This window comes from Streptomyces sp. PR69 (assembly GCF_026420845.1).
In the GTDB taxonomy this organism is placed as follows: domain Bacteria; phylum Actinomycetota; class Actinomycetes; order Streptomycetales; family Streptomycetaceae; genus Streptomyces.
Map to the genome: position 1 here is coordinate 37,465 of NZ_JAOWCB010000012.1, position 22,709 is coordinate 60,173.

Below are 22,709 nucleotides of genomic sequence, written 5' to 3' on the forward strand. Positions count from 1 at the left end.
ACGCATCTGAACGCGGCAGAGCGCACCGGACTGCACCGGACCGCTGCTGACCCGGTCGGCCGTCCGTATGGGCTAGTCGGCCACCCCTGCGGATGCGAAGCAACGCACCGGGCACGAACCTTCTGATATGGGAGGTTCACGATGCGTTCAGGACTGATTGCGCTCCGCGGTGCCGGGGTGGCAGGCGTACTGATCATCGCGCCTGCCGGCCCGGCCGCGTATGCCGCGGACCCTGTGAAGGCCACGCCGACGCCGGCTGCCCTGGCTCCCGGCGGTGAGGTGGAGGTGCGGGTCACCGGCTGCCCGGAGGCGAGAGGGACGGTCTCGTCCAAGGCGTTCGTCGCCGACGCCGAACTGGCCGCCGACGACGGCGCCCGCACTCGGCTGATCGGCAGCACCACCGTCAAGTCCACGGTGAAGGTCGGCGCGTATGAGATCCAGGTCGACTGCGGCGGCCGGGAACATCCGAAGGCCGGCCGGATCGAGGTCGTCCACCGGTACGCCCAGCCGCATCCCTCCCGGCAGCCGGGGCAGTCGCAAAAGCCGGATCTGTCACAGCGCCCGGAGCGGCCCGAGCGGTCGGAGCGCCCTGAGGGGGCGGACCCGGCGAAGGACTCCGCGGGCCGCCCGCAGCGGCCGGACCCGCCGGGGCCGGCACAGGACCGGCTTCAGGACCGGTCGGCGCAGGATCAGCTGGCGGACCGGCCGGGGCAGTCGGGCCAGCCGCGGCCCTCCGCGGGCGGGCCGCAGGCATCGCCGCGGCCCGCGAGCCCGGTGGCGCCCGTGCGCGCGGGCGGCGGCGGAACCGCCACCCTGGCCGGAGGACAGGCGGCCGAACAGCCGTCCGCCCGTCCGGACGTCGCCGAGACCGGCCCCAGCACCCCGCACACCGTGATCGGCCTGGTGCTCGCGGGCGTCGCGGCGATTGCCGTGGCCTTCCGCTCCTCGCGCCGTCGCCGGCCGGGCGCGGACTGAAGATGTCCCCCGCCCCCTCCGCCGACGGCCCGTCAGGGAACGGCCGGCTGCTCACTGGAGTGGTCTGGGCGGTGCTCCTGCTGGCGATCTGGCTCTGGGGACGGGAGATCACCGCCGTGCCGCGCGGCGCATCCGCGCCCACGACCGGCGATGTGGCGGCGGTCGGCCGCCCGCTGCGTGTCGAACTGCCGCCCGCCCACCGCCCGCTGGAGCCCGCCAGACCCCACCGCGTCGAGGTCCCCTCGATAGGGGTCGCCGCGCCCGTGCTCGCTCGCGGCCTCGACGCCGCCGGCGCGGTCGACCCGCCGCCGTACGCCATGCCGCACACGGTCGGCTGGTACGACTCCGGCGCCCAGCCCGGCGCGCGGGGCCCGGCCCTGCTCGTCGGCCATGTCGACACCCTGACCAAGCCCGCCGTCTTCTACGGGCTGAGCACCATGCGGCCCGGCGCCAAGGTCAGGGTCGCCAGGGACGACGGTTCGGTCGCGGAGTTCACGGTCGACGACGTCCAGGTCTTCGAGCGCGGCCGCTTCGATGCGCACAAGGCGTACGGACCGCACCAGAAGGGCCGCGCCGAACTGCGGCTGATCACCTGCGGCGGGGAGTTCGACAGCCGGGCGAACGCCTACACGGCCAATGTCGTCGTGTCCGCGTATCTGACGGGTGTCGGGAAGGCGTGACGCGCGCCGATGCGCCGATGCGCCGGTGCACCGATGCGTGCCGCGGGGCTGTGGTCACTCCCGTGCGGCGAACCCGCCAGGCCCAGAACACGATCCGGGCTGCCCCCGCCCCGGCCCTGTGCCACGATGAAACCGCCCGATGACGTGCGGCTCGGCAGGGTTCGAGGGGGAACGGATGTACTTCGGTCGTTTTGGCAGGGCGCTGGCTGTCACGGCGGGGGTGGCGGCGGCGCTGTCCCCGGCGGGGTGTTCATCGGGCGGCGACGGGGACCCGCCGCCCGCCGCAGGCGGAAAACGCGCCGCCGAGACGTCGTACTGGGTCAACCCGGACGGCAGCGCGGCCCGGCAGGCCGCCGCCTACCGCGCGGCAGGAGAGACGCGGAACGCCGAGCTGATCGAACGGATCGCCACACGGCCGGTGGCCGAGTGGATCGGCACCGATGAGCCGGAAGCCGAGACCAGGCGGCTCACCGAGGCCGCGGCAGCCGCGGACCGGGAGGCGCTCCTCGTCCTCTACAACATCCCCCACCGCGACTGCGGACAGTTCTCCAAGGGCGGCGCACCCGACGGCGACGCCTACCGCACATGGGTCGACCAGGTCGCACGGGGCATCGGGGACCGGCGGGCCACGGTGATCCTTGAGCCGGACGCGGTGCTGCACCTGGTCGACAGCTGTACGCCCCCCGAGTTCCACGAGGAGCGGTACGCCCTGCTCGCGGGGGCGATCGCCCGCCTCAAGCAGCAGCCGCACACCACCGTGTACCTGGACGCGGGCAACGCCGGCTGGTCCCGGCCCGACGCCCTGCACGAGCCGCTGCGGCGGGCCGGCATCGAGCGGGCCGACGGATTCGCCGTGAACGTCTCCAACTTCTATCCGACCGACGCCAGCATCGCCTTCGGCAAGTCGCTGTCGTCGAAGGTCGGCGGCAAGCACTTCGTCGTCGACACCAGCCGCAACGGCAACGGCCCCTACACCGGCGGCGATCCATCGGAGAACTGGTGCAATCCGCCCGGCCGGGCGCTCGGTGAGCCTCCGACGGCCCGCACCGCGGACGCGCTCGTCGACGCGTATCTGTGGATCAAGCGGCCGGGGGAGTCCGACGGCGACTGCCGGGGCGGGCCGCGGGCGGGTGGCTGGTGGCCGAGCTACGCGCTGGAACTCGCCCGCAACGCGCCCTGACCCCCCGGGGGCTCCGCCCCCGGGCCCCCGCGCCTCAAACGCCGGCGAGGCTGGATTTTCCAGCCCCTCCGGCGCTTGAGGAGCCCCCAGTTTCGGGAAGGGGCGGGGAGGGGAAAAGGCCCGCCGCAGGCGTCACCGCACTCGGACCCACACCCCCTCCGACGGCCTCCCCTCCCCATCCGCCACAAAGAGCATGTACCACCCCGACGGCACCACCGCCCTGTTCCCCGGCACCGTCACCCGCACGCCCTCCCCGTCCTCCGTCTCCGTGACCTTGAGGGCGATCGCGCGCTGGTCGACGTCCGTCACATGGGTGACGGCGCTTGGCCGCAGCAGGCGGGCGGTGCGGATGGCGGAGGGGTCGCCGGCGGTGCGGAAGACGGCCGTGCCGCCCCGTTCCACCGTCGTGGGGCCGTCCGTCAGCTCGGGGCGGGGGCCGCGGTGGAGATACGGCGGGCTGTAGAGCTCGATGCGCTGCTCGAAGGCGCCCGGCCGGGTGTTGGCCTTGTCCGCGAAGAGCGAGTCCGAGCCGAAGATCATGACCCGGCCGTCGGGCAGCAGCACCGATCCGGAGTGGTAGTTCCGCCCGACCCCGGGGTCGGCGACCCTCCGGTACGCGCCGCTCCCGGGGTCGTACAGGCGGGCCTGGAGGATGTTGGAGGCGCCGCGCCCGCGGTAGTCGCGGGAGCCGCCGGTGACCAGGACCGTGTCGTCGGGCAGCAGGGAGGCGCTGGGGTAGCGGGTGCCCTCGTCGAGGGAGGGGCCGTCCCGGAAGCGTGGGCTGGGGCCCTGAAGGTCCACCAGCCGGGACCTGGGCGTCGACTTCCGGGATTCGCCCACCCCGCCCCCGCCGATCACCATGAAGCGCTGGTCCTGCGCGGGCGGCAGCATCACCGTCGCCGAGGTCTCCATGATGTCCGGGTCGCTCAGCCCGGGGATCTTCTCGAAGGTGTCGGTCTCAAGGTCCCAGACGCCCGGGTCGCGCCCGACGTCCGCGGGCCCGTATCCGGCGTTGGAGCCGGAGTAGAAGAGCCGGCCGTCCGCCAGCAGGAAGATCGCCGGATAGGTGGGGAACCGGCGTTCGATCCCGGTGTACGTCCACTTCTTCGTCCCGGGGTCGTAGATCTCGTCCTTGCCGGGGACGATCTGCCCGATCTCGTCGAGCCCGGAGAGGGCGAGCACCCTGCCGTCTTCGAGGGTGGTCAGCGTGGGGTACCAGCGGGCCTCGTTCATCGGGTCGACGGGGATGTACCGCTCCGCGACCGGGTCGAATTCGAAGGCCTCCTTGATGCCCTGGAAGTCCTTCTTGTCGAGCGCCAGCTTCTGCGCCGTGCCGTACACATTGCGCCGGTCGTCGCCGGTGAGCCCGTGGATGCGATAGTTGTCCTCGGCGCCGGTCTCGTACTGCTTCCCGGACCGCTCGGCCTCCACATAGACACGGGCGAGTCCGGCCTCGGTGCGCAGGAACTTCCCGGTGGCGGGGTCGAATATCTTCTCCGCGCGCTCGATGAGGACGGGGTCCTTGGAGACAAAGGTCCTGCCGTTCGCCTTGCCGGTGAACCTGGTGCCTGCCGGGAGCGTCTTGGGCGCGTCCGGGTCCTCGTTGTGGACGATCATCAGACCGCCGGCCTTGGTGACGTCGCCCTCCAGCTTCTCGTACCGCTTGGTGCCGCCCGCGACCAGCAGTCTGCCGTCCGGCAGCTGGGTGTGCCCGGCGCAGAACATGTCCTTCGGTGTGGGGATCCTGGTGAACTCCCCGGTCTCCGGATCCCACAGCACCGACTCGAACTTCTTCGCGTCAAAGTTCTTCTGGTCGTTGCCGGAGCCCGCGATCAGCAGGACCTTGCCGGTGTGCAGCAGGGCCGCGTGAATGGTGTTGATCCGGTACTCGCCGGGGACGTCCAGCAGCTCCCAGTGGCCGTTGGCCGCCTTGTACGCGGGCCGGCTGATCCGGAATTCGCGGTACTGCTCCGAGGCGAAGCGCCACAGGGCCGGACCGTTCATCCCGGCCAGGGCGATCACCACGGCGGCGGCGACCGCGATGCGGCGGGCGCGGCGGCCCAGGGGGGTGCGACTGCCGCGGCGGGCGGCGTTGCTGCTCATGTCCTGTGCCCCCAGATCTCGTGCCGCCAGATGGCGATCGGCGCCGCGGTGATCAGCAGGGCGAGTGCGGCCCAGGTGATCATCGCGGGGTGGTCGTGCCCGAAGAAGAACGAGGAGACCAGCGATCCGCCGAAGACGGCGAGGAAGAACAGATGGATGCGGAAGGTCCCGAAGAGCGTGTCGGGGCTGGAGGAGTCGCCCTTGGGCGTCACCACGAACGAGCTTTTGCGGCGCAGCACGGCGTCCAGCAGCGAGCGCGCGTAGATGGGCGCGGAGAGTGCGGACATCACCATGCCCGCGAGGCCGCCGGAGCCCTCCGGCTCGTGGGGCGAGACATTGTGCCGGCGGTTCCAGATGTACAGGCCGATCTGCAGCGCGGAGGCGTTTCCGTACAGCATCATCCAGATGACCGGGTCGATATGTACGCCCGAGGCGCCCATTCCCAGGAAGAGCGCGCAGCTCAGGGCGGCGAGGATCCAGTTGAGCGCGGACATCGGATAGAAGATGACCATCATGGTGTAGTTGAAGAGCTTGCCCGGCGGCATTGAGCAGAAGCCCTTCCAGTACTGCTTGAGGATCGTCTCGTAGGTGCCGCGGGACCAGCGCAGCTGCTGGGTGAAGAAGTCGGTCCAGGCGCTCGGGCCCTCGCCGACGGCCAGCACGTCGGGGGTGTACACGGAGCGCCATTTCCGCCCGGTGGCCGGGTTGCGGGCGCGGTGGATCTCGAAGCCGGTGGCCATGTCCTCGGTGATCGAGTCGTACAGCCCGCCGATCTGCTGGATCGCACGGATGCGCACGGCGTTGGAGGTGCCGACGAACATGGGCGCGCCATAGCGGTTGCCTGCCCGCTGGATCAGCGCGTGGAAGAGGAACTGCTGGGACTCCGCGGCCTTGGTGACGAAGGTGTCGTAGTTGCCGTAGACCTGCGGGCCGATGACGAAGCCGACGTCCGGGTCGCGGAAGTAGCCGAGCATCCGCTCCAGATAGTTGGGCAGCGGGATGTGGTCGGTGTCGACGGAGGCGAAGAAGTCGTAGTCGTCGCCGTGGGCCTGAAGCCAGGCGTTGTAGTTGCCGTGCTTGGTCTTCGCGCGGTGCGGGCCCGTGGGCTGGTTCCAGCGGGCGACGCCCTTGCGGGAGAAGTGCCGTACGCCAAGCCGGGCGCAGACCTCCTTGACGGCCGGGTCGTCACCCTCGTCGAGCAGCCAGACCTCCAGCGGCCCGCGGTGCCGGATGCGGACGGCCGCCTCCAGTGTCTTCGTCACCATCTCCAGCGGCTCCTTGCCGGGGACGAAGGAGGTGAGGAAGGCGACGCGGGTGCCGCTCTCGGGGACGACCGGGACGGGGTCGCGGGCCACGAGCGTCGCGTGTGCGTTCGACAGGACGTTCAGGGTGCGGAACAGCTCGATCAGGCCGATCGAGACGAGCATGATCGCGTCGAGGACGAGGAGGGTGTCGTTGTCGAGGTTCGGGTCGCGCTCGGTCCAGTGCCGGGGCTGCATCAGCCAGACGAGCAGCCCCAGCGACACCAGGGGTGCGGCGCCCAGCAGCAGGGCGGCGCGGATGCGGTGCGGCTCCTGCGACAGCAGCGAGCGGTAGCGCACCCGGTAGGGGCCGTCGGCGGCGCGGCCGCCGCCGGGGGCGCCGCTGTCGCCGGGCGTATGGCCTCCGCCGGGGGCGCGCTCGCCGGGAGCGTCGTCATCGGGGCTGGTGAGGGGGCCCGCGAGCCGGCTGTAGTGCTCGTAGTCGTACCGCGGCAGGGCCGTCGCCGGACGGCCGGGAGGGCGCCCGGTCTCAGATGCCATCCGTACCCCCCGCAGTGTTCCGGCTGCGCGCTGTCTCTACAGACACACGGCCTTCGCTCAGCGGTTGCACGATGCCCGGGGGACCGCGGGAGAAAAACTGCCCAGAACATGACCAGACCCCCCTCACCTGCTGGTGAAGGGGGTCTTGGTATGCGCGTGCGCCGCCAGGGACTCGAACCCCGGACCCGCTGATTAAGAGTCAGCTGCTCTAACCAACTGAGCTAGCGGCGCCTGCTGACCTGCATAACTCTACCGGACGCGGGCGGGTGCTCCGGACCGCCGGGTGATCGTCTTCGCGGCTCACCGGCCTGTCGTGTTGTCGTTTTTTCCTTTTCATCCGTCAAAATGCGTTATGTCCAGACGATTGAGACACTGGCGCACGTGACAGAGCGTCAGAAGATCTTGATGGGTGTGGAAGGGGAGCGCATGACCGTCCCGGTGTTCCAGGAGTACGAGCCGGCCGCCGACTGCGACTGCCCGGGCTGCGCCGAGCGGCGCAGGGCCCTCGCGGCGGGCGGGCACCCGGCCGCGCACGGCTGCCGGAGAGCGCTGGTCCTGGTGACCGCGGCGGGCGTGGTGCTCGGCGGCGGCGCCGGGGCCGGGGGCGCGGCGGCGGTCGGGCTCCCCATGGGGCCGGACCGGGTGGCGGAGCCGGACCCGCCGTCCGAGCAGGGCGGCGCGGGCCCCCTGCACGGCCGCCCGCTCGCCGGTCCCGCGGGCCGCCCCGCCGACGGCCAGGAGGCCGCTCCGCTCCGCCCCATGACCCGGGCGGAGATCATCAACCGGGCCAAGAAGTGGGTGGCGGCCAAGGTCCCGTACAGCATGCAGAAGTACTGGTCGGACGGGTACCGCCAGGACTGCTCCGGCTATGTCTCCATGGCGTGGAACCTGCCGGGCAACGAGTGGACCGGCAGCCTCGCGCAGTTCGCCACGAAGATCTCCCGGGAGGATCTGCAGCCGGGCGACATCCTGCTGTTCCACAACCCGCTGAACCCGACCACCGGGTCGCACGTCACGATCTTCGGCGGCTGGACGGACTACACGCACGACTACTACGTCGCGTACGAGCAGACCAAGCCGCACACCCGCAAGCAGGCCACGCCGATGGCGTACTGGACCCACTCCGGCAGCTATGTGGCGTACCGCTACAAGGGCCTGACCAGCGGCGGCGGGGGCGGGGGCAGCGAGAGTGCGACCGATGTGTTCCCTGGCGCGGGGTTCTTCGGGCCGGGCGCCGACAACCACTACGTCACCCGGCTCGGCGAGATGCTCGTCGACCGCGGGGGCGGGCGCTTCTACAGCGTGGGCCCCGGCCCCCGCTGGGGCGAGGCGGACCGCCGCGCCACCGAGGCGTTCCAGCTCGCCCAGGGCTGGCGGGGCGCGGGCGCGGACGGGATCCCCGGCCCGGAGACCTGGCGGCGGCTGGTGACGGGGGCCGGCTATGACATCCCGGCGGCACGGTCCAGCGGTGCGGGCGGATCGGGCGGGACGGCGGCGGAGCCCCCGGCCTTCCCGGGGCCGGGCCACTTCCGGCCCGGCCAGTCGAACAGCCATGTGACCCGTCTCGGGCAGCAGCTCGTCGCCCGCGGATACGGAACGCACTACCGGTCCGGCCCCGGCCCCCGCTGGACGGAGGCCGACCGCCGCAACGTCGAGGCATTCCAGCGCGCCCAGGGCTGGCGCGGCGCCGCGGCTGACGGCTATCCGGGCCCGGAGACCTGGCGGCGGCTCTTCACCTGACCCGCCCCCCACGCATCACGACAGCAACGCCGGAACGACCAGCAGAGGCGGCAGCCATGAACACCACCCCACCAGCAGAGCCGCACGGCGAGCCCCAGCCGCCGCCCGAGCACCCGGACGGGGCGTACGGCGGCGCACCGGGCGAACAGCCCGATCCGCCGGTGCACGTCCGCCCCCTCACCGGCGGCGCGGGCACCGCGTACGCCCACGCGGCGAGGGGCGGCCGGACCGGCGGCGCGCCGGCCCGCCCGCCGACGGGACCGGCCGGCTCTGCGGCGGACGGGCCGCGGGCCAGGGACCCCTGGGGCCGTGCCTCCGCCGGTGCGGCGGGCAGCGGCTTTGGCGGGAAGCGCGCCGATGCGGGAGAACCGGTGGCGGCGAAGCCGTGGTACGCGGACGTGGTCGTGGTTCCGCCGGATGGCACGCCGGACGGCCGGGCCTCGGGGCTGCGGGCCGGGACCGGCCCGGACTCCGCCGGTGCGCACAGGACGCCGGCGGCCGGTACGCCCGGTGGGGCGGAGCCGGGCGGCGGCTGGGGAGGGGCTCTCCCGGACGGGGTGGCGGCCGACGAGCGGACCGGTCGGGCATACACCCCGTCCGGCGGCGGGCGGTCGAGGCCAACGGCGCGGTATGCGGCGGGGGCGTCTCCCGCGCCGGACGGTCCGGCGGGCGGCTGGGCATCCCCCGACCCGGCCGCCGCCGGACCGGAACCAGTGGCGTCGGCAGCGGGGCACGAGCCCGTGCCCGGCGGTTCGCAGCCGGGTACCGGGTCCACCGCCGGCCGGCCGGGGGCCGACGCGGACTCGGTCCCGGACGGCGACCGGGGCCCGAGTGCCCCGGGCCTGTCCGCCGCCGGTGTGGACGAGGCGTCGTCGGCAGGGCAGGGCGGCGGCGCAACCGCCGTGCCGTCGTACGAGCCTGGACCGGCGGAAGACGGCGGCGGGCAGGCCGGCCATGTGCCCGCGGACTCCGCCGGCGGGCGGCCGGCGTCGCACGGCGGCCCGGGTCCGGGGCTCCCGGACGAGGCGTCCGCCGACGGAGGTGAACCGTCGGCGGCGCAGTCGCGGCACACGGCCGGGAACGGCTCTTCTGCGGGTGCGGCGGCGTGCGGGCCGGACCACGCCGACGGGGTCGCTGCCGCGCGGGCGGGGTCCGGCGCGGGTCCGGCGTCGTACGGCGGCAGGGGGGCGGGACAGCCGGAGGGGCCGGGGCGCGAGGCCGGAGCCGCCGCCCCCGGGGATGCGGGCTCGTCCCCGCGGGCGGTGTTCATGGCCGCCGTTGGGCCCTCCGCCGCTGATCTGCTCAACGACGCCGCCGGGCAGGGGCACGCGGGATCAATTCCGGGCGGCCAGGACAGCCCCCCGCACGCGCCCGCCGTGTCAGACGCGAGCCGGCTCGCGGGTGCGCCCCCCGACAGCGCGCCAGGCGAGCAGACCGGCGGCTCCTCGCGCCGGAACCCGCTCATCGCGAGCGAGACGACCACCGAGATCCCCGTGCATCTGCTGTTCCGCGACGACGACACGGGCTCGATCCCACTGCCTCCCGCGGTGGTGAACCGAAAGCCCCTGACCGGGGAGTTCCCCAAGGTGCAGCTGCCCAAGGCGCGGCCGATCGCGCCGGAGCCGCTGACGCCGCGGGCCGCGCCGCTGCTCGACCCCAAGCTGGCCGAGCGGCCGGGCCCCGCGCTGCCGGGCTGGATCGGGGTGGTCGCCGGGTCGGCCGCCGCCGCCGGGATCGGCGCGGTGCTGTGGGGCGCCGGGGTGCTGCCCGGCTGGCTGACACGGCTGCTGGGGCTCCCCTCGTACACGTACACCGGCATCGGCTTCGGCGTCTGGTGCCTGCTCGCGCTGGGCGTCCTGCTCACCCTCTTCGGCTTCGGCGGCCTTGGCCGCGGCCGCGTGGGGTACGCCATGGTGCTGACGCTCTTCGGCGAGTACCGCGGCAGCGTCCGCCGCACCGGCCTGCTGTGGGTGAGCCCGCTGCTGCTCCGCCGCCGTGTCGACGTACGGCTGCGGCACTGGCGCAGCGAGCCGATGCCGGTGGTCGACGCGGACGGCACCGCGCTGCGCGCCGTCGTGCTCGTGGTGTGGCGGGTCAAGGACACGGTCCGTGCGGCGCTCGGCGTGGAGGACCATGAACGCTTTCTGCGCGAGCATGTGGAGTCCGCGATGGCGCGGGTGCTGTCCCAGCTTCCCGCCGACGTCTTCCACCAGCTGCACCAGGACGCTCCGACGCTGCGCAACGCCGAGGCTGTGGGCGACTCGCTCACCCGGCTGCTCCAGGCGGAGTGCCGCCCCATCGGCATCGAGGTGTTCTCCGCACAGCCCACCCGTATCGACTACGCGCCCGAGGTGGCCGCGGCGATGCAGCGCAGGCGCATCGCGGCGATCGACGCCAAGCACCGGGACAGCGTGCTGACGTCGGTCGTGGACGCGGTCGACGACACGGTCAGCCGGCTGACCTCGCGCGGCCTCGTCGAACTCGACGACTACGAACGCAAGGCGCTCGTCAAGGACCTCACCGTGGCCTTCTACACAGGGCGTTCACAGCGGCCGGAGGGCTGAGGGCGAGGTCGTGGCAGGGGAGCGAGTGGTCTGGACAAGGTGAACTCCGTTCCATACATTGAAACTTGGTCTAGACCTGGATCGGCGTGTCCCGCGGCACCGCCAACCCCGGGATCGCGCCGCACTCCACAACGCACGCGTGCAGCACGGCTCACAGAACTCCCCCACGTTCTTCTCAGGAGCGAAGCATGCGCAAAAAGATAGGCGCGGCCGTCGTCGGCCTCGCCGTGACCGGCGTGTCCCTGCTCGCCACGGGCAGCGCCAGCAGCCATGGCTACACCGACTCGCCCATCAGCCGCCAGAAACTCTGCGCCAACAAGACCGTCTCCAACTGCGGCCAGATCCAGTGGGAGCCGCAGAGCGTCGAGGGCCCCAAGGGCTTCCCGGCCGCCGGGCCCGCCGACGGCGCCATCTGCGCGGGCGGCAACGGCCGTTTCGCGGAGCTGGACGACCCGCGCGGCGGCGCCTGGCCCGCCACCAGCGTCTCGTCCGGGCAGAACTACACCTTCCGCTGGCAGTTCACCGCCCGCCACCGCACCACCGACTTCAAGTACTTCATCACCAAGAACGGCTGGAGTCCCAGCCAGAAGCTGACCCGCGCCGCGCTTGAGCCACAGCCGTTCCTGACCGTGCCGTACGGCGGGAACCAGCCGCCGCCCACCCTCACCCACTCCGGCACGCTGCCGCAGAAGTCCGGACGCCATCTGATCCTGGCCGTGTGGACCGTGCACGACACGGGCAACGCCTTCTACGCCTGCTCGGACGTGCAGTTCTGACCGAGTGGCCGGCTGGTCGCCGCCGCGCGCCGCGCTTCTGCGGGGGCCGGGCGCGGCGGCGATTTCCGGGCGAGTGGACGCCAGACTCGCGTGACGGCGGTGGACGGAGGGAAGGCACAGGCCCGGAGAGACCCGAGCGCAGACAGGGAGCCGCCGCCGTGCCGTCGATGCCGCGCCGCCAGTTTCTGCACACCGCCACTCAGGCCGCCCTGGCCGCCGGTGCGGCAGCCGCGCTCGACGCCGTACCTGCCGCAGCCGCCCCCACGGCCGCCGCAAGCGCTCCCGCCCACGCCCCTGCCCCCGCCTCGGCCGCCGTCGCCGAGAGACGGCCCGCGCGGCTCCGCTTCACCGCCGCCACCAACGGCGCGGCCGCCCCCGCCGCAGGCGGCCGCTATATCGCCGAGGTGCAGAACGTCCTGTGGTCCCTGCCCGGCGACGGCTCGCCCGCCCGCGCCCTGACCGAGCCCGGTCTGGAACCCTGCCGCCCGGTCTGCTCCCCGGACGGCCGGCAGGTGGCGATGGCCGCGTTCCAGGACGGTCACTTCCACATCTGGACCATGGCCGCGGACGGCTCCCGGCTGCGGCGGCTCACCGAGGGCCCCTGGGACGACCGCTGTCCCGCCTGGTCACCCGACGGGACCCGCGTCGTGTTCTCCTCCGAGCGCGGCGGCGACCCGGTCGCCGGCAGCCCCTACCGGATCTGGACGGCCGATGTGCGCACCGGCCGTCTCACCCGGCTCACCGGCCTGCCCGGCCAGGACGGTCTGCCCGGCCAGGACGGCCCGTCGACGTCTTTTGAGGACTTCGACCCCGCCTGGTCCCCGGACGGCACGCGGATCGTCTTCGTGCGGGGCGAGCCGGAGGGGAGGTCCGTGGCGGCCCGCGCCCTGGCGGCTGTGCCCGCCGACGGCGGCCCCGTCACGGTCGAGCACGCCGAGACCGAGCCGGGGAACCTGCTCACGCCCGCCTTCTCCCCGGGCGGACGGCTCGCCTGGCTGCGCGCCATCGGCTCGACCACCCGCTACGAGAAGATCGTCCTGGTGGTGGACGGCGAGGCCGCCGCCGTGGACGGGGAGATCACCGGAGCGCCGCCGCGCTGGCTGGACGACGAGCGGCTGCTGCTCACGGTCGACGGGCAGTTCACCGTCGTCCGTCCGCATCGCGACAGCGGCGGGACACGTGTTCCGTTCACCGCCGCGCTCCCCGTCGACCGTCCCCGCTACCGCACCAAGGAGTACGGCTTTGAACCGGCCCGCCCCCGGCCGGTGCGCGGCATCCACCTCCCGGCGCTCTCCCCGGACGGCCGCACGGTCGCCTTCGTCAGCCTCAACGCCCTGTGGACCGCGCACGTCAGTGCCCGCGGCGGCCGCCCCTGCAAGGTGCTCCAGGCCCCGCCCGACACCTACCTCCAGCAGCCCGCGTGGACCCCCGACGGGCGGGCGCTGCTGTACGTCGACGACCGCGAGGGCGGGCTGAACACCGTCCGCCGCCGCGATCTGGCCACCGGCGAGGACACGGTGGTCGCCGCGGGCGGCCGCATCCACGCAGCCGTCTCCCCGGACGGCGCCCGGCTGGCCTGCCTCGATCTGGCGGGCCGTCTGCTCGTCATGGACCTCAGCAGCCCCGGCAGCCCCAGCGGCCCCGGCGACCCTGAAAGCCCTGAAAGCCTCGGCGGCTCCGGCAGCCCCGGCGGCCTCAGCGGCTCCGGCGGCGGGGCGGGGGAGCGGGTGCTCGCCGAACCGCTCGGCGGCGGCGGACTCCCCGGCCCGCCGACCTGGTCGCCCGACGGCCGCCGGATCGCGCTCTGTGACCGCAACCGCCTCAACCGCCGCTTCCGCGAGGGCTACAACCTCATCCGCGTCATCGACACCGCCACCGGCGAGTCCGCCCTCCACCCGCTCGCCCCGCACGCCTCCCTCTCCGACCGGTACGCCAGCGGACCCGTCTGGTCGCCGGACGGACGGTGGCTGGCCTGCGTCAGCGAGTCCGCGCTCTGGCTGCTGCCGGTCCGCCCCGACGGCACGCCGGACGGCCCGCCCCGGCTGCTGGCCGGCGAACCGGCCGACCACCCCTCCTGGTCCGCCGACTCCCGGCGGCTGCTCTATCTGTCCGCCGCCCGGCTGCGGCTCCTCCGTCTCGACGGCGACGGCCGGCCCGAGGGCGCACCGCACACCGTTCCCGTACGGCTGCACTACCGCCGCCCCGCCCCCGTCGACACCGTGGTCCGCGCGGGCCGCCTCTGGGACGGCGTCGTCGGCAGCGGCGGCGAGGCCCGGCCCCGCGACGAGGTGGACATCCTGATCCGCGACGGCCGCATCGCCGCGATCGAGCCGCACCGCTCGGGCCGCCGCGCCGCCCGCACCCTCGACGCCTCGCGCAGCACCGTCCTGCCGGGCCTGTGGGACACCCACACCCACCCCTGGCAGTACACCTACGGCGCACGCCAGACCGCCGTCAGCCTGGCCTGGGGCATCACCGCGAACGTCTCGCTCGGCGGCTTCTCGTACGAGCAGGCCAGACTGCGCGAGGACATCGCCTCCGGCCGGCTCGCCGGGCCCCGGCTGCTGACCACGGGCGAACTGCTCGACGGCTCCCGCGTCGCCTACAGCATGGGCCGCGCCCACCGCACCGAGGCGGGGCTGCGCCGCTCGCTGGCCCGCGGCGCGGCCCTCGACTGGGACTTCGTCAAGACATATGTACGCGCCCCCGCCTCTTCCATGGGCCTGGCGGCGCGTTTCGGCCATGAGCGCCTCGGCGTGCGCTCCGGATCGCATCTGTGCGCCCAGGGCATCCAGACCGGCCAGGACCTCACCACCCATCTGGCAGCCACCGAGCGGGCCGAGTACGGCCATGGCATGACCGCCTACGGGATGACCCACCAGGACACCGTGGAGAACTACGCCCATGGCTTCCATCTGATCGAGACCCCGTTCGGCGCGATCACCCTCCTCGCGGAGAACCGTGAGCTGGCCGAGGACCCGAGGGTGACCGCGATGCTGCCGCCGTGGGACGTCCTGGCCGTCCAGGCGCGCGCCGAGAAGCCCGCCACCGACATCGAGCGGCTGTCGCTGCGCCGTGAGTTCGACACCTGCCGTGCCGTCCTGAACGCCGGCGGCCGGCTCGCCCTGGGCACGGACAGCCCGCTGACCCCGGTCGGGCTCCATCTGCATCTGGGGCTGCGCGCCCTGGTCGCCCATGGCTTCTCCCCGGCCGAGGCGCTGCTGACCGTGACCGCGACCCCGGCGCGCGTCTTCGGCGCCCACCGCGATCTCGGGACGGCAGAGCCCGGCAAACTGGCGGATCTCACGATCGTCGACGGCGATCCGTTCACGGACTTCTCCGCGCTGGCCCGGACGACTCATGCGGTGGTCGCCGGCCGCCCGCACGCCCGTGCCGAGCTGGAGGCCGGCTACACCTCCGGTGCCACGGGCCGCCTGCGGGGCGGGGCCGGCCTCCCGGTGTGGGCGGCCGCGGCCGATGCCCTGATGGACCGGGAGGGCTGCTGCGCCACCCGCCGCTGACCTGCCGGCCGGGCCCCGAAAACGCCTCTGGGGCTTCTCGGCTGACCGAGAAGCCCCAGAGGATCAGTGGTGCGCCGCCAGGGACTCGAACCCCGGACCCGCTGATTAAGAGTCAGCTGCTCTAACCAACTGAGCTAGCGGCGCGTGCTGACCCGTAAATAGTACCTGGTCCGGAAGGGTGCTCCTGACCGCCGGGGATTCCGGCGTCACCCGGAGCATGCAGCGGGCTCAGATCGCGAGCGACAGCACCACCGGCGCCGCCCGCCTGTTCAGCGTGTCCGCCGCGGAACGCAGCCGGTGGGCGTGTTCGACCGGCATGGACAGCGCCAGACAGCCCACCGCCGCGCCCGCCGTCAGCGGGACGGCGGCGCAGACCGTGCCCACGGCGTACTCCTGGAGGTCCAGCACGGGGACGGTCGGCGGCTGTGCGTCCAGCTTGGAGAAGAGCAGTTTCTCGCTGGTGATCGTGCGCGAGGTGAGCCGGGCGATCTTGTGACGGGAGAGGTGGTCGCGACGGCCGTTGATGTCGAGCTGGGTGAGGAGGCACTTGCCGACCGCGCTCGCATGGGCCGCCGAGCGGAAGTCCACCCACTCGTTCACCTTCGGGGCGCGCGGCCCGTCGGCATACTGGGTGATCTTCACCTCGCCGTCGATATAGCGGCTGATGTAGACCGCCGCACCCACCGAGTCGCGCAGTTCGGCCAGGGTGTCCTGGAGCTTGGCCTCCAGCGCCTGCTGCCGGGTCGCGCCGGAACCCAGCAGGATGAGGGAGTCGCCGATCACATACGCGCCGTCCGCGACCTGCTCCACATAGTTCTCGTGGCGCAGCATGGCCAGCATCGGCGCGAGGTGGCCGGTCGGCAGACCTGTCTCGCGCGCGATCTGGACATCGGTGACTCCGCCGCTGTGCTTGGAGATCGTCTCCAGAACGCGCAGGACGTACTGCACCGAGTGGAACGGCGCGGTCGGCGGCTCGGGCTTCAGCGCCACGGTTCCCCCTACAAGGTTGTGACCGCAAGCTTCCGTACCACGATAGCGGCCAAGAGCCGCTTCGTGGGCGGCTGTTGGCGCAAATGATGAGGCGCCCCAGCGCTATACGCTGGGGCGCATCTCTCCGGCATATGCCAGAGACAAACTTGCTTGCGGAATGACAGGTCAGAGCACTGCGCTGAGGAACTCGCGTGTGCGTTCCTGCTCCGGATCGGAAAAGATTTTCTCTGGCGATCCGGATTCGATCACCCTCCCGGCGTCGAACATGAGAACCTCGTCCGAGATGTCCCTGGCGAAATTCATCTCATGGGTGACGCACAGCATGGTGATGTCGGTCGAGTGCGCGATGTCCCGCAGCACATCGAGGACGCCGGCGACCAGCTCCGGGTCGAGCGCCGAGGTCACCTCGTCCAGCAGCAGCACCTGCGGCCGCATCGCCAGCGCCCGGGCGATCGCCACCCGCTGCTGCTGCCCTCCGGAAAGCTGTGTCGGCTTGGCGTCGCAGCGGTCGCCCAGGCCGACCATCTCCAGCAGCTCCTTGGCGCGCGCCTCCGCCTCGTCCCGCGACAGGCCGAGCACCCGCACCGGCGCCTCGGTGATATTGCGCAGCGCGGTCATATTGGGAAACAGATTGAACTGCTGGAACACCATGCCGATCTGCTTGCGGGCCTCCCGGCGCTCCTTCTCCGCGGCCGGATAGAGGTGTCTGCCGTTGACCTCGATCGTGCCTTCGTCGGGAGAGGCGAGAGTCATCAGCAGCCGCAGGATCGTGGTCTTTCCGGAGCCGGAAGGGCCGATCAGGGTCACATGCTTCCCGGGCTGCACCGAGAAACACAGATTGTCCAGCACGGTGTTCTCGCCGAAGCGCTTCGTCACATTCTCGAAGCGGATCAGCGGCTTGGCGGCAGTCGTGTCGGTCGTCTCGGATGCGGTGTCAGCGGACAAGGCGGCGCTCCAGGGCTCGTACGAGAAGAGAAGCCGGGTAGGCGATGAGGATGAAGGCGATGCCGATCAAGGTCAGCGGCTCGGTGTACTGGAACGTCTGGGCGCTCTCCAGCCGAGCCTGCTGCAGCATCTCCAGCACGCCGATCGCGGCGAGCAGCGGAGTGTCCTTGAGCATCGCGATGACGTAGTTGCCGAGCGCCGGGGTGATCCGCCGGATCGCCTGCGGCAGGATCACCGCGATCCAGGTGCGGTGGGCGGGCAGGCTCAGCGCGGTGGCCGCCTCCCACTGGCCGACGGGCACGGCGTCGATGCCCGCCCGGTAGACCTGGGCCGTGTACGTCGAGTAGTGCAGGCCGATGGCGATCGTGCCGGTGGTCAGCGCGGAGAACTGCACGCCCCACTCCGGCAGCACGAAGTACAGGAAGAACAGCTGCACCAGCAGCGGGGTGGTGCGGATGAACTCCGTGAAGACATGCACCGGCCACCGGATGAAGCGGGTCGGCGCCCGGAACCCGATCGCCCAGACCAGGCCGAGCGTGAAGGAGATCAGCGAGCCGAGCACCAGGATCTGCAGCGTGACCAGCACGCCGTCCCAGAAGCGCGGCATGAAGTCCGCGATCGCGGACCAGTCCCAGTTCACTTGGACGCGCCTCCTGCCACACTGATGCCGACGTTCCGCTTGGTCTTGTTCTCCAGCGCCTTCATGGACCGGGTCACAAGGAAGGCCAGCACGAAGTAGATGACCAGCACGATCGTGTAGATCTGGGCGCTCTCCTGGGTGGCCAGCCGCACCAGATACGCGGCGAACGACACATCGCCCACGCCCAGCAGCGACACCAGCGCCGTGCCCTTGAGCAGCTCGATGAGCAGATTGCAGAAGGACGGCATCATCTCGGGGACGGCCTGCGGCAGCAGGATCAGCCGCATCCGCTGCCAGGGGGTGAAGCTGAGCGCGACCCCCGCCTCGCGCTGAGCGGGAGCGACGGAGTTCAGCGCGCCGCGGACGATCTCGGCGCCGTATGCGCCGTAGGAGAGACCGAGGGCCAGCACCGCAGCCCACATCGGCACCAGCTGCCAGCCCAGCAGCGGAGGCACCACGAAGAACAGCCAGAACATCAGCACCAGGGCGGAGGTGCCGCGGAAGACCTCGGTGTAGAAGCCCGCCAGGAAGCGGACGAAACGTGAGCTGTGGGTGCGTGCCATGCCGACGCCGAAGGCGACGACCGCGGCCAGCGCAGCGCTGTAGACCAGCAGCTGGATGGTGATCCAGATGCCGGGCAGCACCCAGTTCTGCCAGAGTCCCGCTGTCATCGGCACAGCTCCTCGGCAGTGAGGGTGGTCATCTCGTTCTCCGTGAAGCCGAACCGCTTGAGTATCCGGAAGAGCTCGCCGCTCTTCCTCATCTTGTGGATCTCGACATTGAAGGCGTCGCGCAGCTCGGTGTCCGTGGGGCGGAAGGCGAAGGCGCCGCCGTCGATCTGCTCCTCGCCGTCCACGACGGCGGCGAACGGCTCCGTGGCCTCCGCCTTGCTGCTGTTCTTCACCACTCCGCGGGCGGTCAGCGGCGTGGCGGCGAAGGCGTCGATACGGCCGGCCTCGACCGCGTTCAGCCCCGCCACCTGGTCCTGGAGGATGACGATGTCCTCCTCCGGATAGCCGTTGGCCACCGCATAGCCGATCTGCGCATACCCGGTGCCGGTGCCGAACCTCGCTTTCGTGCGCACGACGTCCTCGTAGGAGTGCAGCCCCTTGGGGTTGCCCTTGCGGACGATGAAGCAGTCGAGCATCTGGTACTCGGGGTCCGAGAAGATCACCTGCTCGCACCGGTCCGGGTTGATGTACATCCCGGCCGAGACCACGTCGAACTGCTGGGAGTTGAGCCCCGGGATGAGCGAGGCGAAGTCGGTGGCGACCGGCTGCACGGAGTCGATGCCCAGGCGCTGGAAGATCACCTTGGCGAGTTCCGGAGCCTCCCCGGTGAACTCGCCCTGCTCGTCGACATAGCCGTAGGGCACCTCGCCGGCGATGCCCAGCCGTACGGTGCCCTGCGACTTCAGCCGGCCCAGCGCATCACCCGACGACACCCGGCTGCAACCGGCCGTCGCGCCCGCGACGCCGAGCGCGCCGAGGGCGGCGGAGCCGAGCAGCAGGGAGCGTCTGCGGAGCACACCTGTTTCCCGCGATCCTGTTCCTCGTGTTCGAGCCATGGGCGCGCGGCTACCCGGCCGTGAGCAGGGTATGCGTAGAGGATGGCCGACCGATATGTGACCGTAGCCCTCGACAAGCGCGGAGTTGAGTGCACCGCTCGGCTCCTCGATGACAAGGCCCCCCTGACATCCGCGGCGGTCTGGGACGCGCTGCCGCTGGCCGGGGACGTCTACCACGCCAAGTACGCCCGCAATGAGATCTACGCCCTGCTCCCGGCCTTCGCCGAGACCGAACCCCCGCTGGAGAACCCCACCGTGACGCCCATTCCGGGCGACCTGTGCTACTTCACCTTCACCGATGTGCAGCTCGGCACGGCCTCCTACGGCTACGGCGACGCGGCCGCCCACCGAGGCCGCCCCACGGTCGTCGACCTCGCCCTCTTCTACGAGCGCAACAACCTGCTGCTCAACGGCGACATGGGGTGGGTGCCGGGGATCGTGTGGGGCGCGGTGGTCGACGGACTCGACCGGATGGCCGACGCGTGCCAGGACCTGTGGCGGGCGGGGGCGCGGGGCGAGACGCTGAGCTTCCGCCGCGCCTGACTGCCTCCCGGGGGCTCCGCCCCCGGACCCCCGCGCCTCAATCGCCGGCGGGGCTGGAGAATCCAGCCCGTCCGGCGTTTGAGGACACGGCCTTCAGGCCGTACGGGGGTCTGGGGGGCGGAGCCCCCAGTTTCGGGAAGGGGCGGGGAGGGGACAAGCGCCGCAGGCGGCCCTACACCTCCCCCGGACGGGGAATCGCCGTCACACCCGCCTCATACAGCGCCTGCGCCCCCCGCATCACCACCCCATCCCCATGCCTCGCCCCCACCACCTGCACCCCAATCGGCAACCCGTCCTCATCCACCCCGCACGGCACACTCGCCGCAGGCTGCTGTGTGAGGTTGAAGGGGTAGGTGAAGGGCGTCCAGCCCGTCCAGCGGTGGTGGCCCGAGTGGGCCGGGACCTCGGCGCCCGCCTCGAAGGCGGTGATCGGCAGGGTCGGGGTGACCAGCAGGTCGTACGAGGTGTGGAAGCGGCCCATCCGCCGGCCGAGCGCCATCCGCTCGTCCACCGCCGCCAGATACTCCAGCGCGCTGTACCGCGCGCCGGCCTCGCAGATCTCGCGCAGCCCGGGGTCCAGCACCTCCCGCTGCCCGGTCCCGAAGTGCTGCACCAGCCGGGCCGCCCCGCTGAACCACAGGGTGTGGAAGGCCTCCGTCGGCTCGGCGAGGTCGGGGTCGGACTCCTCGATGTACGCGCCCAGTTCCGCCAGGGCCTCCACCGCCCGCCGTACCGCGGAGGCGACCGCCGGGCGCACCGGCACCTGGCCGCCGAAGGAGGGCGAGTAGCCGATCCGGAGCCCCTTGACGCCCTCAGCGAGCGTGCCGCGCAGACTCGGCGTGGGCCCCAGCTGGGACCAGTCGCGCCAGTCCGCCCCGCTGATCACGTCCAGCAGCAGCGCCGCGTCCGCCGCGTCCCGGGCCAGGGGCCCGACATGGGCGAGCGTCCCGAAGGGGCTGGAGGGGTACAGCGGCACCCGCCCGTATGTGGGCTTCAGGCCGAAGACGCCGCAGAAGGAGGCGGGGATGCGCACCGACCCCCCGCCGTCCGTGCCCAGCGACAGCGGCCCCGCGCCCAGCGCCACCGCCGCCGCGCTGCCGCCGCTGGAGCCGCCGGCGGTGCGGCCCGGGTCGTACGGGTTGCGTGTCACCCCGCTCAGCGGTGAGTCGGTGACGCCCTTCCAGCCGAACTCCGGCGTTGTCGTCTTGCCGAGGAGCACCGCGCCGTGCTCGCGCAGCCGCGCCACCGACGGCGCGTCCTCGTCCCAGGGGCCCTCGCGGCTCACGGCGAGCGAGCCGCGCAGAGTCGGCCCGCCGCGCTGCAGCAGGATGTCCTTGACGGTCACGGGCACCCCGTCGAGGAGCCCCCGGGTCCGCTTCTCGCGCCAGCGCGCCGCCGACGCCTCCGCCTGGGCGAGCGCCTGCTCGGCGTCGACCCGGACGAAGGCGTTGACGAGCGGCTGCACGGTCTCGATGCGCTCCAGCACGGCGCGCACGGCGTCGACGGGCGAGAAGTCGCCCCGCTCGTAGCCGGCCAGCAACTGGCGTGCGGTGAGATCGGCGAGGGACGAGGACCGGGCGGGCCGGGAGGTCTCCGGCGTCCGCGGGGTCTGCGGGGTCTGCGGCGTGTGCGGGGTCTGCGGCGTGTGCGGATCAGTCATGCATGGGGACGTACCCACGTTTCTTGTCCACCACGTTCGGCAGTGGCTTTCCCGCCTCCCACAGCTCGAAGAGCTCCACGAACTGCTCGCCCAGCCGGTCCCGCCAGCCCACCGTGTCCCCGCTCATATGCGGTGACACCAGCAGCCCCGGCACATCCCACAGCTCGCTGTCCGGCGGCAGTGGCTCCGTCTCGAAGACATCCAGCGCCGCGCCCGCCAGCCGCCGCTCCTTGAGCGCGGCGACCAGGGCGTCCTGGTCGACCAGCGGCCCCCGGCCGACATTGATGAACCGCGTGGACGGCTGCATCAGCGCGAACCGGCGCGCGTCGAACATCCCGCGCGTCGTGTCGGTGAGCGGCGCCGCGCACACCACCCAGTCCGCGCGGGTGAGCACCCGGTCCAGATCCTCCCCGGCGTGCACGCCGGGGCGTGCGGTACGCCCCACAACCGCCGTCTCGACTCCAAGCGCCCGCAGGCACTCGGCCACCGTGCGCCCGATCGGGCCGGCGCCCACGACCGCCGCCCGGGTGCCCGCGACCGGCAGCCCCTCGCGGTGCCGCCAGCGCCGCTGGCGCTGGAGCTCCAGCGTTCCCGGCAGATCTTTGGCCATGGCCAGGACCAGTGCGGCCACATATTCGGCGATCGGCCGGTCGAAGATCCCCCGCGCATTGGTGAGGACCGTATCGGAATCGATCAGCTCGGGGCAGAGCAGCCGGTCCACACCCGCGCTCGGGGTGTGCACCCAGCGCGGTCTCGGTCCTTCGCCCGGCCAGGCGCGGCGCACCGCGTCAGAGGTGAAGTCCCACACCAACAGCACGTCGGCATGGGGGAGTTGGGAGGCGAGGCTCTCCTCGTCCGCGTACTGCACGCGGACCCGTCCGGCCAGTCGGCCGAGCCGCGGAGAGGGGTCGGCGTCGAGCACGAGAAGGGTGGGTTCGGACATCAAGCGGAAGCCGTTTCGTAACGTCGTAGATGTACGGATTGACCCACGCTTGCACCCGAACCTACCGTCGTCAACAACAC

General features: G+C 72.3%; 17 protein-coding genes and 2 tRNA genes. 8 read left to right on the forward strand and 11 right to left on the reverse strand.

The features are described 5' to 3' along the window. Positions 1-141 precede the first annotated feature (141 nt). From OF819_RS14125 to OF819_RS14135, 3 genes are all read left to right on the forward strand, one after another. The gene (locus tag OF819_RS14125) at positions 142-975 is read left to right on the forward strand and encodes a hypothetical protein (protein ID WP_267243854.1); all 834 of its coding nucleotides are present in this window, start codon (positions 142-144) and stop codon (positions 973-975) included. A gap of 2 nt (positions 976-977) precedes the next feature. Next, entirely contained in the window at positions 978-1,655 is a 678-nt protein-coding gene (locus OF819_RS14130) for a class F sortase (RefSeq protein ID WP_267243855.1), read from the forward strand. 175 nt (positions 1,656-1,830) lie between these two features. Then, positions 1,831-2,835 (forward strand): glycoside hydrolase family 6 protein, encoded by a 1,005-nt coding sequence (locus OF819_RS14135; RefSeq protein WP_267243856.1) that lies wholly within the window; start codon positions 1,831-1,833, stop codon positions 2,833-2,835. A gap of 132 nt (positions 2,836-2,967) precedes the next feature. Here OF819_RS14135 and OF819_RS14140 read toward each other — a convergent pair whose 3' ends face one another. The 3 genes from OF819_RS14140 to OF819_RS14150 all read right to left on the reverse strand — a co-directional run bounded on the left by OF819_RS14140 (position 2,968) and on the right by OF819_RS14150 (position 6,971). After that, the gene (locus OF819_RS14140; protein WP_267243857.1) at positions 2,968-4,938 is read right to left on the reverse strand and encodes a kelch motif-containing protein; all 1,971 of its coding nucleotides are present in this window, start codon (positions 4,936-4,938) and stop codon (positions 2,968-2,970) included. Beyond that, the gene (locus OF819_RS14145) at positions 4,935-6,740 is read right to left on the reverse strand and encodes a glycosyltransferase (protein WP_267243858.1); all 1,806 of its coding nucleotides are present in this window, start codon (positions 6,738-6,740) and stop codon (positions 4,935-4,937) included. Before OF819_RS14145 ends, OF819_RS14140 begins: the two co-directional genes overlap by 4 nt. A gap of 157 nt (positions 6,741-6,897) precedes the next feature. Further along, positions 6,898-6,971 (reverse strand) — tRNA-Lys (locus tag OF819_RS14150). 195 nt (positions 6,972-7,166) lie between these two features. Here OF819_RS14150 and OF819_RS14155 point away from each other — a divergent pair. The 4 genes from OF819_RS14155 to OF819_RS14170 all read left to right on the forward strand — a co-directional run bounded on the left by OF819_RS14155 (position 7,167) and on the right by OF819_RS14170 (position 15,341). Further along, positions 7,167-8,480, forward strand: a complete 1,314-nt coding sequence (locus OF819_RS14155; protein WP_267243957.1) for a peptidoglycan-binding protein — start codon at positions 7,167-7,169, stop codon at positions 8,478-8,480. A gap of 56 nt (positions 8,481-8,536) precedes the next feature. After that, positions 8,537-11,044, forward strand: coding sequence for an SPFH domain-containing protein (locus OF819_RS14160; RefSeq protein ID WP_267243859.1), 2,508 nt, complete (start codon positions 8,537-8,539; stop codon positions 11,042-11,044). A 188-nt stretch (positions 11,045-11,232) separates the two neighbouring features. Then, on the forward strand, positions 11,233-11,820 hold the full coding sequence (locus tag OF819_RS14165) for a lytic polysaccharide monooxygenase auxiliary activity family 9 protein (protein ID WP_267243860.1): 588 nt from the start codon (positions 11,233-11,235) through the stop codon (positions 11,818-11,820). Positions 11,821-11,987: 167 nt separating this feature from the next. After that, positions 11,988-15,341, forward strand: coding sequence for an amidohydrolase family protein (locus OF819_RS14170; protein WP_267243958.1), 3,354 nt, complete (start codon positions 11,988-11,990; stop codon positions 15,339-15,341). Between the two features lie 67 nt (positions 15,342-15,408). Here OF819_RS14170 and OF819_RS14175 read toward each other — a convergent pair. From OF819_RS14175 to ehuB, 6 genes are all read right to left on the reverse strand, one after another. Beyond that, positions 15,409-15,485: transfer RNA gene (locus OF819_RS14175), tRNA-Lys, on the reverse strand. 84 nt (positions 15,486-15,569) lie between these two features. Further along, a complete protein-coding gene (locus OF819_RS14180; RefSeq protein WP_267243861.1) occupies positions 15,570-16,331 on the reverse strand; it encodes an IclR family transcriptional regulator in 762 nt (253 codons plus the stop codon). Between the two features lie 165 nt (positions 16,332-16,496). Continuing rightward, positions 16,497-17,276: an ectoine/hydroxyectoine ABC transporter ATP-binding protein EhuA gene (ehuA, locus tag OF819_RS14185; protein WP_267243862.1), complete on the reverse strand. Its 780-nt coding sequence runs from the start codon at positions 17,274-17,276 to the stop codon at positions 16,497-16,499. Then, positions 17,266-17,916 (reverse strand): ectoine/hydroxyectoine ABC transporter permease subunit EhuD, encoded by a 651-nt coding sequence (ehuD, locus tag OF819_RS14190; protein WP_267243863.1) that lies wholly within the window; start codon positions 17,914-17,916, stop codon positions 17,266-17,268. Before ehuD ends, ehuA begins: the two co-directional genes overlap by 11 nt. Continuing rightward, positions 17,913-18,587 (reverse strand): ectoine/hydroxyectoine ABC transporter permease subunit EhuC, encoded by a 675-nt coding sequence (gene ehuC, locus OF819_RS14195; protein ID WP_267243864.1) that lies wholly within the window; start codon positions 18,585-18,587, stop codon positions 17,913-17,915. Before ehuC ends, ehuD begins: the two co-directional genes overlap by 4 nt. Continuing rightward, on the reverse strand, positions 18,584-19,483 hold the full coding sequence (gene ehuB / locus OF819_RS14200) for an ectoine/hydroxyectoine ABC transporter substrate-binding protein EhuB (protein WP_267243865.1): 900 nt from the start codon (positions 19,481-19,483) through the stop codon (positions 18,584-18,586). The genes ehuC and ehuB overlap by 4 nt, the downstream gene beginning before the upstream one ends. A gap of 42 nt (positions 19,484-19,525) precedes the next feature. Between ehuB and OF819_RS14205 the strand changes: the two genes are divergently transcribed. Further along, the gene (locus OF819_RS14205; protein WP_267243866.1) at positions 19,526-20,026 is read left to right on the forward strand and encodes a DUF3830 family protein; all 501 of its coding nucleotides are present in this window, start codon (positions 19,526-19,528) and stop codon (positions 20,024-20,026) included. Positions 20,027-20,198: 172 nt separating this feature from the next. Here OF819_RS14205 and OF819_RS14210 read toward each other — a convergent pair whose 3' ends face one another. Both OF819_RS14210 and OF819_RS14215 read right to left on the reverse strand, forming a co-directional pair. Continuing rightward, positions 20,199-21,686, reverse strand: a complete 1,488-nt coding sequence (locus OF819_RS14210; RefSeq protein ID WP_267243867.1) for an amidase — start codon at positions 21,684-21,686, stop codon at positions 20,199-20,201. Further along, entirely contained in the window at positions 21,679-22,629 is a 951-nt protein-coding gene (locus tag OF819_RS14215) for a D-2-hydroxyacid dehydrogenase (RefSeq protein WP_267243868.1), read from the reverse strand. Before OF819_RS14215 ends, OF819_RS14210 begins: the two co-directional genes overlap by 8 nt. Positions 22,630-22,709: the final 80 nt, after the last annotated feature.